Genomic DNA, 14083 nt, shown 5'->3' with positions numbered 1-14083 from the left:
TATTTCGCGCGGTTCGGTGTACGGAACCACAACCCGATCGGCCAGTCGCAAAGCTGGTTCCTGTCTCCCGTGCGCCATCCTCCCGGTGAAGCTGTCGGCTACGGACTGACAAGGCCCACCCACGGGCCAGGTGGACTAAGGATCGAGGCGGATGACACCCTGAGCCCATCCTCACCCCGATATCTGTTTTCAATCGCCTTACGGTAGAGTAGAATCCGCAACCAAAAGGGCTAGTTAGCTATTCGGTTTGCGATCTTCCCAATCCTCACGTTCTGCAAAGGGAGCCGTATGAGCGGACAAGAGCGGACCTCTCCTGAAAAGACCGCCTCAACCGTACGCCTGGCGTTGTGGCTCACGTTCTTCGCCTTCCTCCTGATCGTGGTTGTGTTCCGCACCAGCCTCTCAGAGATCCACTTCGGCAACGACGGCATGAGCGCCAAAATGGTGACGACGCAGGAAGCCAACAAGCTCTCCCCTGGAGATCGCAAAGCAGCCTCCGACGATCTGACCCAGCGCATCAACGTGCTTGAAAACCAAGCGCGCACCAGCGCCCAGAACAAGCCGCAGGATGACCCGGCAACACCGCCGGTGAGCAATGCGACTTACCAGCAGTCCGCAGAACCGCAACAGGCCTCGATTCCGAACATCGCCGGCACCTGGAGCAGCCCGATGGGGCTGGTGTACCAGGTCACGCAGTATGGCAATTATGTGCTCATCAGCGAGATGAACCAGGGCGTGGTGGAAGCGGCGGCGGCGGGGCCGATCGCCGGCTGGAGTTTCAGCCTGCAGGCGCAGACCATTCTAAACAGCACCGGCGTGCTGGCCCTCACCGTCACCCCGGATCAGCGGCACATGAACGGCCAATATCGAGACAATATGACCGGCCAGACGGTGACCATCGCGCTCAACCGTTAATGCGCCCCACCCACCGGCAATGCGAAGGCGTACCCTGCCCCGGCAGGGGCTTCGATCCGGCTTGATATCCTAAAGAACGGTTGGCCGTGAGACTGCGCTCGCACCACCCCGCGGAGGATGAGAACAAGATGATCGATCTGGCAGGCAAAACTGCCGTTGTGTTCGGACTGGCCAACAAGCGCTCCATTGCCTGGGGCATCGCCCAAAAACTTCACGCGGCAGGCGCTACGCTGGCCATCATGTATCAGAACGAGCGCATGAAGGCCGAGGCAGAGGACCTGATCCACGAGTTGCCCGGCGCGTCTGGATTCCAGTGCGATGTCTCCAGCGACCAGCAGATCGAGAGCCTATTCGCCGAGTTGAAGCAGAAGTACGGCAAGCTTGATGTTCTGGTGCACGCTGTAGCCTATGCGCCTGCAGAGGACCTGAAGGGCGCCTTCATCAACACCAGCCGCGAAGGCTTCCGCATTGCTCACGACGTGAGCGTGTATTCGCTCATCGCGGTCAGCCGCGCCGCTGCCCCCCTGATGACGGAGGGCGGCAGCATCATGACGATGACTTATTTCGCCGCCGAAAAGGTGGTGCCCAATTACAACGTCATGGCTCTGGCCAAAGCGTCGTTGGAATCCTGCGTGCGCTATCTAGCCTGGGATCTCGGGCCCAAAAACATCCGCGTGAATGCGATTTCCGCGGGACCGATCAAAACCCTGGCCGCGCGCGGCATCGGCGCGCTGGGCGACATGCTGAAGGCCGCCGCCGAGCGCGCTCCGCTCAAGCGCAACGTCGACCAGCTTGAGGTGGGCGGAACAGCGCTGTTCCTGGCCAGCGACCTGGCCAGCGCGGTCACCGGCGAGGTCATCTACGTGGATTGCGGTTACAACGTGATGGGGTTCTGAAACGCAATCATCACGGTCAAGCCGCCGCAGCAAGAAGAAGACCTCGATCTGAACCGTTTAAACAATCTGAATCCCCTCGGCACGGACCAATGCGTCGAGGGGATTTGCCTTCCTGAGGTACATATGAACGTGCATCGTGTGCGCTCAGCCGGAGAGCCGGCATTCGACGGCCTGCTTCGCGTCTACACCGCGGCCCATCCGGCCAGCGAGCGGAAGAGCGCCGACGCTCTGCGCAAGATGATGGAACGCCCGGAGTATCTGTTTCTGGTCGTGGAGGACTCCGACGTCGTGGTGGGATTCGCCATCGCGATTGCGCTCCGTGGGTGCGATGCGGCGCTCCTCGAGTACCTGGCGGTAGATGCGGAGCGGCGCGGTAAGGGCATCGGCCGCCTCCTGTTCCGCGCCATTGCCGGGTGGCCGGAGGCACAGCAGCGATTTCTGCTCATCGAGGTGGACTCCAGCCTCGCCCCGTCGCAGGATCAGATCGACCGCGCCCGCCGCAAGGAGTTCTATCGCCGCCAGGGATGCCGGGAGATCAGCGCCCTCGCGTACCTCATGCCGCCTGTCTCCTCCGCCCAACCTCCAGCAATGGACATGCTGCTCTACCGACGCGAACTGCCGGATGCCGTCGACAAAGAATGTCTGCGCGGCTGGCTGGCAGCGTGTTACGAGCAGGTGTATGGGGTACCGAAAGAAGATGAGCGCATTGAGGCTATGCTGAATGACCTGCCGGCTACAATCCGCCTGGTGTGATCACGCGGAATCGCCGCGCTTGCCTCAGGCGGAGCGCTCCGTCTCGTCGGCGTGCACCAGTTGAGCCGCACGCTGGGAGGCGCCCGCTTCAACTTCGGTCCGGTTGGCCGCAATGGAAACGCGGTTGCGCCCGTCGCGCTTGGAGCGATAGAGCGCCTGGTCGCAGCGTGCAAGCAGTTGATCGCTACTCTCCCCCGGGTGGCTGCACGCAACCCCCAGGCTGACGCTGGTTCTCACTCCCCCCGGCAGGCCCGGAATCGACTCGACTTCACATCGCAGCCGCTCCGCAATCTCCGCGGCGCGCGGCAGGTCCGAGTCGCGCAGGAGAATGGCGAACTCCTCTCCGCCAAAACGGGAAATGGCATCGGAGGGGCGCAGGATCCGGCGCAGCGCATTGCCGACTTCGCATAGGACTTCATCGCCGGCCTGGTGGCCCCAGGTATCGTTCACTCCTTTGAAATCGTCGATATCCGCCAGGATCAAGGGCAAGGATCGCGCGTCCGCGTGGGCCCGGCGCAGCTCGCGGGTTAGCACATCCTCAAACGCGCGCCGGTTCAGCAGGCCGGTGAGGCCGTCCGTATTGGCGCGCGTGTACAAGTCATCTCGCTGCATCCAGGAGGTGAGCCACAGCAGGCCCGCCGCCGAACTGATGTTCAGGACCAGGTTGAAATACGTGTAGCCCGCCTGGATGACATCAACGTGCAACATCTGCCGCGGTGGATACAAAAGGGTAAGGACGCAGCGGGTCAGGTCTGCGATAACAATGAGGACTTCGAGCCAGCCAAGCGCACCTGTAGCCACACGGCGCATGGGCGCCCTGGCCAGCGCGGATTCAGCCCCCGTGGCAGAAAGCAGAAGCACTGCTCCCCCCAACGCAAAGATTGCGGGAATAGCCGTGGAGATGAGGATGCGCGCGGTGAGATCCGGCCGCACATAGGTGAACCAGCCATTGCCGGCGAGGCCGGCCACCAGCAGGCCCCCTCCCCAGGCGCCCACCGGGGTGCGTACGCCCAGGCCTCGAGCCAGCGCCGCATAGTAAAGAGCCGAGAATCCGAAGACCGCCTCGTTGGCCAGCAGAATCGTGATCCACAGGGGAGCGAAAGCACGCGTGGCGGTAAAAAGGAGCCCTGCGAGGCCCGAAACCAGCGCCCAGGACAGCAATCGCACCCCCGCCAGCCCGGGAACCGCCCTGGAGCTGATATAGCAGGCCCCAAGCATCAGAACAGCGGCAACCGCATATCCGAGCATGAGGTAGGGCAGGTACACGCGTGGTTTCTCCGTGGGGGACGTGCAGGCCGGCTATTTGGATTGAACTTCGCCAATCAGGGTTTCATGGCGGTGTTCTGATTGGAAATAACACGATTGTGTATTCAATTTGCGTACCGAAAGCGTCTTCATCCGAGACCCAGGATCTCCTGCCATAGAGTCGGATCGATGGGCAGCCCGAGGCGGGTATTCTCCTCGCGAATGCGCACGGTGTTCTCGCCGGGGTAGCGCACCGGGTGACCAGGCTGAGCAGGGCGGCAGCGGTGGATAGATTCAACGATGCTGTCGGCAATCTGCTCCGGCCTGCCCGGCTCGCCCACGGCCGCAGGCTGGATGGCGACGAAGACCTGCGACAGGCCCGTTTCGCGCACAGGTTCGGAGATGATCTGGTGGGTGGCATTTCCCAGGGCGAGCGTAGCCGCGACCAGGTCAAGCAGGATGGCAAGGCCTGAGCCTTTCCAGTAGCCAATGGGAAGAAAACGCCCGCTTGCCTCAATGGCAGCCGGATCGCGTGTGAGCCGGCCGGCGGTGTCGAAGCCGCCGTCAACGGGGAGCATCTCGCCGCGATGGCGGTAGCCCTCAATGCCGCCATAAGAAAACTGCGACATGGCCATGTCGAGAACCACGTGGCCCTTCGACCGTGGGACCGCAATCACCAGCGGGTTGTTGCCAATGACAGGATCAAGGCCTCCCCAGGGCGGCAGGTTGGGCATGGTGTTGGTGAAGCAGAAAGCGATGGCGCCCCCGTCCGCAGCCTGCCAACCGTAGGTGCCGCCGCGCAACCAGTGGTTGGTGTTGCCGAGCGTGACGCAGCCGATGCCGTGCTCGCGGCTGAGGGCGAGGGCACGCGTCATGGCGGCATGCGCGTTCAGATTGCCGGGGCCGCGCTGCCCGTCCCAGCGCTCCATCGCGGCAAAGCGTGAGACGACGCGAGGCTCGGCTGCGGGATCGACGTTCCCATTGCGAATGGTCGCGATGAAGCGCGGAAAGCGGCTGACGCCGTGCGAATAGACTCCGTCGCGCGTGGTCTCCGCAAAGAGACGTGCGCAGAGAGTGGCGCGCTCGGGTGCGAAGCCGTGCGCGCGTAGGATCGCGGTGAGTTGGGTGTGGACTTCGTCGAAGGGAAGGCGATGCATAGACTTATTCTGAAGGGGCGAGGAGGGTGTGCAGCGGTTCTGGCGCAAAACTACCGGATTGGCGGTAATACGTCCAGCATCGCTCTCTGAGTACAGCGAGGCCGTTACTTCTTTCTAACGACTCGATAGAACACTCCTTCGAAAGCAATCACAATTTCATCCTTGCTCTTGAGGTACACGTCCTGTCCGGGCAGCCGGAATGCTTTGAAGCACATTCCAGCCTGTCGATTATTTAGAACCACCTCCATCACGGTTGCGGCATGAATGCCGACTTCTGTGAATCGGACTTGGGTATTAGCCAAGAACTGGGCCGAATCAACTGGATGCCGGTCAATCGATGTAATCGGCACAGACTGCCCGCACGAATTGAGGGATCGATCATCGTACGCGATTTCTGAGCCCACCAACTTCTTCTGCTCATTTGGGTCAGGGCCTTCGACATTCTGAGTGCGGTAGATCGACTTGATGATCCAAGTGCCTCTGATAGCACTAGCTGCATCAATCTGAGCATTTTGTGCACGAGCGTTGACCATGAATGGCAGCAATGAAAATGTCAGCGCCACTCTGTTTCGAAAGGTTAACTTGAGTGTTCCGAAGATTGTCATGCGATCAGCATAAGCAGCGTTGTTGGTAAGTCGTCGCCGATGTGGGAGTTTCAAAGATGGATGAGTTCGCTAGCGGAATGTTCAGTGATCACCAGGCGTGATCACTGACCACTGTCTTTCGCTCCTAGTAGCTGTTGTGGTAGTTCGGATACGCAGGCTTCTTCACCTCGGGCTGCGGATGCGCCTTCAACTGCTCCATCGCCAGCGCCACCGCCTTCTCAAGCTGCGGATCATGGCCTTCACTCACGGCCTTCGGATCCTGCTCGACCACATAATCAGGATCGACGCCATGGTTCTCCACGTCCCACTCGCCCTTCGGCGAGAAAAACGCGACGCTGGGCGAAGTCACGTGGCCGCCATCCATCAGCACCGGAATCGGCCCGATGCCGACCAGGCCGCCCCACGTCCGCTTTCCTACCAGCGGACCAAGCTTGGCCTGCTTGAACAGCCACGGCAGCGCGTCGCCGCCTGAGCCGGAAGACTCATTGGCGATCATCACCTTGGGCCCATAGATACCCGCATTGGGCGTGTGCTCCACGACACCATAACGAGGCGCCCAATACGATTCCACGCGCCGCCCGAGCACTTCAATGAAGTAGTCGGCCACCTGTCCGCCTCCGTTGAACCGCTCGTCCACGATCACACCTTGCTTGTCCGTCTGCGCGAAGTAGTAGCGGTTGAAGTTGGTGAACCCGCCGCCGCCCGTATCAGGCAGGTAGACGTAAGCGAGCTTGCCGCCGGAGAGCTCATCGACCTTCTTTTTGTTGGAGTCAATCCAGTCCACGTTACGCAGGCTCAGCTCGTTCGGTATCGGCGTGACGGAGATGTCGCGCGGGTTCTTACCGTCAGCTGACCCGATCCGGATGCTGATCACCTTCCCGGCCGTGCCTTCGAGCGGCTGCTGGATGTCCATCTCGGACGTGACTTCCTGGCCGTTGATGTTCAGGATGCAGTCACCCTCATGGACATTGAGTCCGGGCTGAGCGAGCGGCGCTTTGTCGCGTGGATTGAAGTCGCCACCGGTATAGAGCTTGGCAATGCAGTAGCGATTGCCTTCGATCTTGTAATCGGCGCCTAACAGGCCTCCGGGCACCTTCTTCGCTTCAGGGATCGCGCCCCCCGTGCCGCGCAGGTGGCCGACCGAAAACGCGCCCAGCATCTCCTGGAAGATGTAGTTGAGATCGGCACGCGAGGCGATGGATTGCACGTAGGGCTCGAAGCGCTTCTCGTCCTCCGCGGCGTTGGTGCCGTGCAGGTTTGGGTCGTAGAAGTAGGAACGCTCAACGCGCCACACCTCGTGGTACATCTGCGCCCACTCGGCATGGGGATCGGTCTTGAGCTTCAGGTCTCCAAACGACAGCGCGCCCTCGGCGGGCTTCACGGGCGCATTCGCCGGCACGATGACCCACGAAGGATGCCCGCCGCCATTCCCCATACCTTCAGGGCCAGGATGGCCGAGCGCCAGCAGCATCTTTTCGCCGTTCGCGGAGAGCTCGAACGACTCAACATTCTCAGCCAGCTTCTCGGTCTTGCGCTCCTCCGGAGTCCAGCGGTTAAGTACTGCGCCGCCATCCGCAAAACGCCCGGATGCGGGGCGCTCAAGGAAGTAGATGGACCCCTTCAGGCCGGCCCACACACCCTCATACGCCGCAGTGGGCAACGGCAGCGCGACGGTACGCGCCAGGATGCCATCGAGGTCGATCTTCACAGGCTTGACGGCGGCCTTCGCAGCCTGCGCTTTCTCGTCTCCTTTGCCGTTCTCTTTCGCCTCAGGATGATCCCCGTCCTTTTTGGCTTCGTCGGCGGAGCCCTTCTCGTCCTCGAGTTCCGGCGCGATGGGCGAGGCCGTGGCAGATGCCAGCGTGACCGCGTAGATGTTCGACGTAACCTGGTACAGATCGCTGGTCATGTCCAGCCCGTCCGACGTGGCACCGGCGTTCGTGCTGGCGATGAAGTAGAGATACTTCCCTTCCCGATCGAACGCAGGGCTGGTCGATTCAGCCATGTCACTGGTGAGTTGCGTGGATTTGCCGCTCTCCGCCTCATACAGGAAGATCGCATGCAGGTGATTCGGCATGGAGCGCGTGTACGCCAGCCACTTTGAGTCCGGCGACCAGGACACGTCGTACGCCGTATTGGAAAAGCCGCCGTAGATGTTCTTGTCGCTCATCGTGGTGAGCCTGCCGCTGGTGGTGTCGAGCATCCAGATGTTCAGGCGGTTGTCGTGGAACGCAAGCTTCTTCGAGTCTGGCGACCAGATGGGATCGAAGTAGTACGTTGGCTCCTTGGCCAGTTCGAACTTTTTCGCGGCCCCCGCCCCTGCCACCGCGTTGCCCGTCTGCGGCGCGACATAGAGGTTATACAGCCCGGAATCATCCGAGAAATAGGCGACTGACTGTCCGTCCGGCGACCAGGCCGGCTCGCGCTCCATCACGCCCGGCGTGTTGGTGATGTCGCGCGTTGGACCGTGCTTGACGGCAACCGTGAAGATGTCGCCATGCGCTTCGACGGCGGCACGGATGCCCGTCGCGGAGATGCGCACGTGCTCCACCTCGTCGCCGACAGCCTTGATCTGCGGTCGGACTTCGGGGAGGTCGGCGTCAATCTCGATGTGCACGAGTTGGCTCTTCCCGCTCGCCGTGTCGAACAGATACAGTTCGCCAAGCTGATCGTAAATGAGGATGTTGCCCTGAGCATCGAGCGAGCGGATATCCGGACCGTCATTAGAGAGCGCTTCAGTCACCTTCTTCGTCCCGGAATCGTACTTGAAAACGGTGATGTGCCCCTTGCGGCCGGAGAGAAAGTAGACTTTGCCGCCGGTGTAAACCGGGTTGAAGTCCGAGGCTACCTCATGCGGAATCTGCGTAGATTCGAGGCCGGGCAGCGTGGTCAGCCAGATGGTGGAGGCCAGGCCGCCGTGATAATTGCCCCATGCCACGTAGTTTGTGTAATTGAAGCTGGAGCCCGGCCCGAGCGGCGAATAGGCGATCTCTTTGCCATCCGGCGAGTAGGCGCCCTGGTAGGCCATGGGCAACGGTAGCGCCTTGGCGATGCCGCCCGTCGCCGACACCGTGTAAAGTTGCGCGTAACGGCTCTTTGAGTCGCGCGTGGAGCGGAACAGAATGTCTTTGCCGTCAGGCGTCCAGCCCACCGCAACGTCCGCGGCCGGATGATAGGTGACGCGAAAGGGCACGCCGCCCCCGGCGGGAATGGTGAACACGTCAGTGTTGCCGTCGTAGTCGCCCGTGAAAGCGATGGTGCTGCCATCGGGCGAGAAAACGGGCGCAGTCTCAATCCCGGTACCCGTGGTGAGGCGCGCCGCCTTGCCCCCGCCGCGGGGAACGGTCCACAGATCGCCTGCATAGCCAAAACAGATCAGATCCTTCGACAGCGCGGGATGTTGAAAGATGTGCGGCTTGTCCGCTGCGTGCGCGGGTTGAAGTGGAACTCCGATTGTGAGGCTAAGAACGGCAAGGCAGACTGAATCAAACCAACGCGGCAAACGCACCACGACCTCCAGGGATCAACAGCAGATTGGTCACCATGTTACAACCTGCTGCGTGAGATTCCCGTGGATGAGTGAGCTATGCGTCCTTGAGGCTCACGCGAATCTTCCGCGAGTCGCCGCCTGCCGACGTGATTACGATCTCGCCCGTGGCGCGCTTGACCAGGCTCTTGAACTTCTCGCCCCACTCCACCAGCACCAGCGAGTTCCCGGTGAGCAACTCGTCCAGTCCAAGCGTCTCCAGCTGGCGCTCGCCTTCAATCCGATACACGTCCAGATGGAACAGCCGCACGGGCTTGCCGTCCCCGGTGCCCTCGTATTCGTGCACCAGCGTGAACGTGGGGCTCGTAACCTCGTCGGGATCGGCCGCATCGAGAGCCTGCGCAATGCCCTTCACCAGCGTGGTCTTGCCCGTGCCGAGCTCCCCGCGCAACAGAAGCAGTTGCGGCGGCTTGAGCAGACCGGCAAGCTTCCGGCCGACCTCAATGGTGTCCGCGCCGCTCTGGGTGACGAATTCATGGATCCGGCCTTCGGCCACCGTGGCGTGATTGCTCATTCCGCTGCCTCGCTGGAGCCTTTCGCGGCGGAGGATTCGGCCGGCAGCCCCTGCAACCAAACATAACCGTTTCTGCGCTTGCTGTGAAAGCGGAACGCTTGGGAAAAGTAGGAAAGGCTGTCAGTGGCCATTAAAGTGTGCTCGTCGCCGTGGCGCACCGCAAGGTCCGCGGCAAGGCCGTGAAGGTGAACGGCGGCCTCAACGGCCAGTTCCGACTGATCTGGATATTGTGCCAGAAGCCCTGCAATGACGCCGGTGAGAAGATCGCCGCTGCCGCCTTTGGCCATTCCCGGATTTCCCGTGGTATTCACGGCCATGCGGCCGCTGGGGTGCGCGATCAATGTATGCGCTCCTTTGAGGACGAGGGTCACGCCATTTTCAAGAGAAAATTTGCGCGCTGTCTCCAACCGGTTCGCCTGCACCTCTTTTGTGGAAATGCCGGCCAGCCGCGCCATCTCACCCGGATGCGGCGTAAGAACCAGGGTGCGCCCAGGCTTCGCGGCGTCCGCCAGAAGTTCTTTCGATTTCGCCAGGATGTTCAAAGCATCGGCGTCGATCACCATCGGGATCGTTGTCGCGGAGAGCAGCCACGCCAGAAGCTGCTCGGCCCCGTCGCTCTGGCCCAGACCCGGACCGATCGCAGCGATCGTGATTCCTTTGATCAGCGCCTCCCTCTTTTCCGGATCGGCAGGCAACAGGGCCTCGCCTGTTGCGCTGGCTTCAAGCGGAATGGTCATCAGCTCCGGCGCAAAGCCGGCCACCACAGGCAGAGCCGGTGCCGGTACCGCTGCCGTGACCAGGCCTGCTCCGGAACGCATGGCGGCCAGCGATGTCATGGCGGGCGCGCCTGCCTTCCCCCCCGCCGAACCGAGCGTACCGCCGATGACAAGCACATGGCCGTACTTGCCCTTGTTGGAATCGACCGGGCGGGGCTGGTGCAGCAGCGTTTGCGCAGACCCGGCCCAGTGCAGATTGTCTTCCGAGACGATGAGCTCATCGGGCGAGCCGATGGGCGCTACAAGGATGGGCTGGTTCCAGCGCCGCGTGAGTTCTCCGAAAACATGGGCGGTCTTGGGCGCAGTGAAAGTTACCACGGCGTCGGCGGGATAGACCGCCGACGGCGCGTTGCCGCTGGTTTCATCCGCGGGCCAGCCCGATGGCAGATCGATGGCAAGGACGGGCGCGGAGCCGTCTTTCACCCATTCGAGCGCGGCAAGAGCCAGCCCGCGCATGGGCGGTTTGAAGCCGGTGCCCAGCACTGCGTCGATGATGAGATCGGCTTTGAACACGGCCTGGTGATCGGCGAGGTCTGCATCGTTCTCAATCACGACCAGCCTGCAGTTCCCCGCTTCCTGCAAACGGTGCCATGCTTCCTCGGCATCGCCCTTCAACTCAGAGGGCGCGCCGAGCAGCACAACCGTCACGTGCAGCGCCTGGCCGCCCAGCAAGCGCGCCACCATCATGCCGTCGCCGCCGTTGTTGCCGCGCCCGCACAGCACCGTGATGCGGCGCGCCTTGGGAAAGTGGTCGTGCGTGAACGTGGCCACCGCCGCGGCGGCATGGCGCATCAGTTCGAAGGATGGAATTGCGAACTTCTCCGTGGTGGCGCGGTCGCATACCTTCATCTCGGCGGCCGAGAGAATCTTCATGCGTCCATGTTAGTCGAGGGCGCAGCAAGCAGTCGGCCCCTCAGGCGCCGCGCATCTTGCCGCCCGGCAAAAGCTGAAATTTGCGTCCCCGCCAATGGATCCGGCTCGACGTGTAACTGGCCGCCCAAAAGAGAAATCCCATGAAGTCGCGGAGAGGATACAGCACCAGCAGAGCAAACATGTTGGAGTCGCGCACAACCCAGTTGCCCACTCCGATCGACAACAGCCATCGCGAAACGAGCGCCCATGCCAGCAGGCCGACGCCAATCGCCGTGTGATGCAGCCCGAGCCCTGCCCCCAGGCCGAGCAGCCCGAACGGCATGCTGAACGTGAGCGACGTCCCAAAATGGCCCTTGGGGCGCGAAAACCGCGTCGACTTCATCCAGCGCACCTGGTGCAGCATTGACTGCCAGAAGCTCGCGTTGATCACCATGTGATTGATGGCGTGATGGCTGAGCACGATGATGTCACCGTGCTTGTGCGCTTCGTTGCCAAGCACGAAATCGTCAGCGCAGTAGTCGCCCGTTACCGCAAAGCCGCCCATCTTACGGACCGTCTCGCGGCGGAACGCCATGGTCGGCCCCAGCGTGAACTGCATGCCCTCCATGCTGCGCGCCACCAGCACGCCGGCGGACATTTCGACTGACATGCCGACCGCCTCAAGCTGTGCCCACAGCCCTCCCTCCGCGGCCACACCCCGATAAAGACACGTGAGTCCGCCGACCTTGGGGTCAGCAAACGAAACGGCGATGGCCTGCAGGTAGTCGGGGCCGACGCGGACATCACTGTCACTGATGATGAAGATGTCGTGGGCGGCGTGCTTCGCCATCAACTCCATCGATGCGACTTTGGCATTGATGTAGTCGGGCAGGCCGCCCGTGGCAAGGAACTGCACCGGAATTTCAGGGTAGCGCGCGGCGACTTTGCGGGCGATCCCGAGGCCGGCATCCTCAGCAGAGCGCGCGCAGAAAAGAATCTCGTATACCGGATAGACCTGCTCGAAGAAAGTCGTGAGGTAGGCCTCTAGACCGGGCTCGGCGCCGTGCAACGGCTTCAGCAGGCTGAGTGGAGGTGTGTAGCGCGGCTCGCGGTCCATGGCCAGGAAAGCCTCGCGGCGCTCACGGAAAAACCGCGGCAGCGCGGCCAGCACCATGCCGGTGAAGACAGAGGAGGTAATAAGGCCGAAGACCGCAAGGGCAAGAAGCGCATACAGCATGCAGGGTTAAGGATACCTGTGCCGACAGGGTTGCCGCGATGGGCATCAGATTCCTTGAGCTTAAGACTCGCGCCGGCCGCCATTGTTCTTCGGCGCGCCCACCGGCTTCCTCAGCGGAACAATGGCTCCGGGCGATGTGGGCGCGTTCTGCTGGAAGTGCGACAGCATCTCGCTCCGCACATACTCCACGAAGCTCTGCATCTGCCGGTTCATCTCCTCCATGCGCTCGCGCATCTGCAGGATGATGGCGATGCCGGAGATGTTGACCCCCAGATCGCGCGCCAGGTTCAGGATGAACTCGAGCCGCTCCAGGTCCTCGTCGGTATAAAGCCGCGTATTCCCGTCGGTACGGGAGGGTTTCAGCAGCCCTTCGCGCTCGTAGAGCCGCAGGGTTTGCGGATGGATCTCGTACATCTCCGCCACCGCGGAGATCATGTAGGCGCCTTTGGATCTACGTTTCGTCGGCATCGTCTTTCCCGGGCGGGTGCGGCACATCGCTGAAACGCGAATCGCTCTCCTGCGCCACCGGATGGCTGAAGTGTACCCGGTTCCTCGAACTCCCGCGCCATCGCCACCCGGTGCGTATCCGATATGGCATGAGAATGTCGGCACAGTACCCATCCTGAGTTTCTGCATGCAGCCGGACGGCGAGAGATCGTTCTGCAGACCCATTCCGGCCATAAAGAACCGGCGCAATGAGCACAGCCGCGGCCAGTTCTCCGTTCTGCCAGCGCGGCCTTAGTTGGGCAGTCAGCATCGCCTCCTGCTCTTGAATTGAAAGCTGGTGGGGAGTCTCTGATTGCACAACGGCCCGAAATTCAGGCTCCGAAGCCCCGGTGACCAACCAGGCGGCAGCAGCACGCAGGTTGCCACTTTCCCGGAGCTCCCCTTCAGCCCAAGGCATCGCTGCATTCACCAAAAGTTGTACCTGCGGTGGATTAGGTAATTTCTTCCCCATAAGCACCCTTTGGTAATCAAAATTCCCTATTACTCTCTGGTGATCCGCTACGGGACGAGGCACACTTGGCCTCATGAACAACCTTCGGTTCACCCTTACCGCCTTCGCTTTCGCAGTCGCATCGGTGCTAGCCCAGCCGGTTCAGGCCCAGCAAGGCTGGACCCCGGCGGCGGCCGATTATCCGGCCGTCAAGGTGCCCGTGGGACTGACATCCGAACCCATCATCAACAGCCCCGCCAAGGCCTATTTCCGCACGCGTCTGCGTGAGGGATCGAGCCAGGGAATGAACTTCGGCGGCCACTACGCGCTGCTGCAGTGGGGATGCGGCGACGGCTGCACTACCTTCTTCATCGTGGACGAATTGAACGGCCACGTCTATGAGCCCGGCTACAATCTGACCGCTCCAAAGAACGGTGCGGACGAGAATATCGGCTTCCAGTACCGGCCCGACAGCCGCCTGCTGGTGATGCAGGGCTGCCATAGCAACTCTGCCAGCACCTGCGGTAAGTACTACATGCTGTGGACCGGATCGAAGCTGGAAACGCTCGATCGCGAACCCCTGACTACCACCATCGCAGCAGTTCGCGGCATGCAATAGGGGGTTCCATAATGGGAAACAGGCCAGGGA

Annotated in this window: 12 protein-coding genes; 4 read left to right on the top strand and 8 right to left on the bottom strand. The window is 61.8% G+C overall.

Annotation, left to right across the window (positions count from 1 at the left end; all coding sequences use genetic code 11):
* Positions 1-288: 288 nt before the first annotated feature.
* The 3 genes from VGL22_RS16205 (at position 289) to VGL22_RS16195 (ending at position 2564) form a co-directional block, all read left to right on the top strand.
* Entirely contained in the window at positions 289-915 is a 627-nt protein-coding gene (locus VGL22_RS16205) for a hypothetical protein (protein ID WP_465267981.1), read from the top strand.
* A gap of 128 nt (positions 916-1043) precedes the next feature.
* Complete coding sequence (locus VGL22_RS16200) at positions 1044-1811, top strand: enoyl-ACP reductase FabI (RefSeq protein WP_465268020.1); 768 nt, start codon at positions 1044-1046, stop codon at positions 1809-1811.
* 123 nt (positions 1812-1934) lie between these two features.
* Positions 1935-2564 carry a GNAT family N-acetyltransferase gene (locus VGL22_RS16195; RefSeq protein ID WP_465267980.1) on the top strand — a complete coding sequence of 210 codons (630 nt, stop codon included), beginning with the start codon at positions 1935-1937 and terminating at the stop codon, positions 2562-2564.
* 24 nt (positions 2565-2588) lie between these two features.
* Here the strand turns inward: VGL22_RS16195 and VGL22_RS16190 are convergent, their stop codons facing one another.
* The 8 genes from VGL22_RS16190 to VGL22_RS16155 form a co-directional block, all read right to left on the bottom strand.
* A complete protein-coding gene (locus VGL22_RS16190) occupies positions 2589-3830 on the bottom strand; it encodes a GGDEF domain-containing protein (protein ID WP_465267979.1) in 1242 nt (413 codons plus the stop codon).
* Between the two features lie 128 nt (positions 3831-3958).
* Entirely contained in the window at positions 3959-4966 is a 1008-nt protein-coding gene (gene yiaK / locus VGL22_RS16185; RefSeq protein ID WP_465267978.1) for a 3-dehydro-L-gulonate 2-dehydrogenase, read from the bottom strand.
* Positions 4967-5070: 104 nt separating this feature from the next.
* Complete coding sequence (locus tag VGL22_RS16180; protein ID WP_465267977.1) at positions 5071-5529, bottom strand: hypothetical protein; 459 nt, start codon at positions 5527-5529, stop codon at positions 5071-5073.
* A 166-nt stretch (positions 5530-5695) separates the two neighbouring features.
* Positions 5696-9079, bottom strand: a complete 3384-nt coding sequence (locus VGL22_RS16175) for a S41 family peptidase (protein WP_465267976.1) — start codon at positions 9077-9079, stop codon at positions 5696-5698.
* 76 nt (positions 9080-9155) lie between these two features.
* Positions 9156-9632 (bottom strand): tRNA (adenosine(37)-N6)-threonylcarbamoyltransferase complex ATPase subunit type 1 TsaE, encoded by a 477-nt coding sequence (tsaE, locus tag VGL22_RS16170; RefSeq protein WP_465267975.1) that lies wholly within the window; start codon positions 9630-9632, stop codon positions 9156-9158.
* The gene (locus tag VGL22_RS16165) at positions 9629-11281 is read right to left on the bottom strand and encodes an NAD(P)H-hydrate dehydratase (protein WP_465267974.1); all 1653 of its coding nucleotides are present in this window, start codon (positions 11279-11281) and stop codon (positions 9629-9631) included. Before VGL22_RS16165 ends, tsaE begins: the two co-directional genes overlap by 4 nt.
* 40 nt (positions 11282-11321) lie before the next feature.
* Positions 11322-12497 (bottom strand): glycosyltransferase, encoded by a 1176-nt coding sequence (locus VGL22_RS16160; protein ID WP_465267973.1) that lies wholly within the window; start codon positions 12495-12497, stop codon positions 11322-11324.
* 60 nt (positions 12498-12557) lie between these two features.
* Positions 12558-12965: a MerR family transcriptional regulator gene (locus tag VGL22_RS16155; RefSeq protein ID WP_465267972.1), complete on the bottom strand. Its 408-nt coding sequence runs from the start codon at positions 12963-12965 to the stop codon at positions 12558-12560.
* Between the two features lie 563 nt (positions 12966-13528).
* Here VGL22_RS16155 and VGL22_RS16150 point away from each other — a divergent pair.
* Complete coding sequence (locus tag VGL22_RS16150; RefSeq protein ID WP_465267971.1) at positions 13529-14053, top strand: hypothetical protein; 525 nt, start codon at positions 13529-13531, stop codon at positions 14051-14053.
* The last annotated feature ends 30 nt before the right edge of the window (positions 14054-14083 follow it).

This window comes from Occallatibacter sp. (assembly GCF_036502485.1).
GTDB lineage: Bacteria > Acidobacteriota > Terriglobia > Terriglobales > Acidobacteriaceae > Telmatobacter.
Note: the sequence above shows the minus strand (reverse complement) of the source record. Positions and strands in the feature narration are given on the sequence as shown.

Bases quoted from the DNA above. Each gene is read 5' to 3' on its own strand.
- VGL22_RS16160 (WP_465267973.1), bottom strand. From the start codon at position 12,497: ATGCTGTATGCGCTTCTTGCCCTTGCGGTCTTCGGCCTTATTACCTCC.
- VGL22_RS16205 (WP_465267981.1), top strand. From the start codon at position 289: ATGAGCGGACAAGAGCGGACCTCTCCTGAAAAGACCGCCTCAACCGTA.
- VGL22_RS16200 (WP_465268020.1), top strand. From the start codon at position 1,044: ATGATCGATCTGGCAGGCAAAACTGCCGTTGTGTTCGGACTGGCCAAC.
- VGL22_RS16195 (WP_465267980.1), top strand. From the start codon at position 1,935: ATGAACGTGCATCGTGTGCGCTCAGCCGGAGAGCCGGCATTCGACGGC.
- yiaK (WP_465267978.1), bottom strand. From the start codon at position 4,966: ATGCATCGCCTTCCCTTCGACGAAGTCCACACCCAACTCACCGCGATC.
- VGL22_RS16165 (WP_465267974.1), bottom strand. From the start codon at position 11,281: ATGAAGATTCTCTCGGCCGCCGAGATGAAGGTATGCGACCGCGCCACC.
- VGL22_RS16150 (WP_465267971.1), top strand. From the start codon at position 13,529: ATGAACAACCTTCGGTTCACCCTTACCGCCTTCGCTTTCGCAGTCGCA.
- VGL22_RS16155 (WP_465267972.1), bottom strand. From the start codon at position 12,965: ATGCCGACGAAACGTAGATCCAAAGGCGCCTACATGATCTCCGCGGTG.
- tsaE (WP_465267975.1), bottom strand. From the start codon at position 9,632: ATGAGCAATCACGCCACGGTGGCCGAAGGCCGGATCCATGAATTCGTC.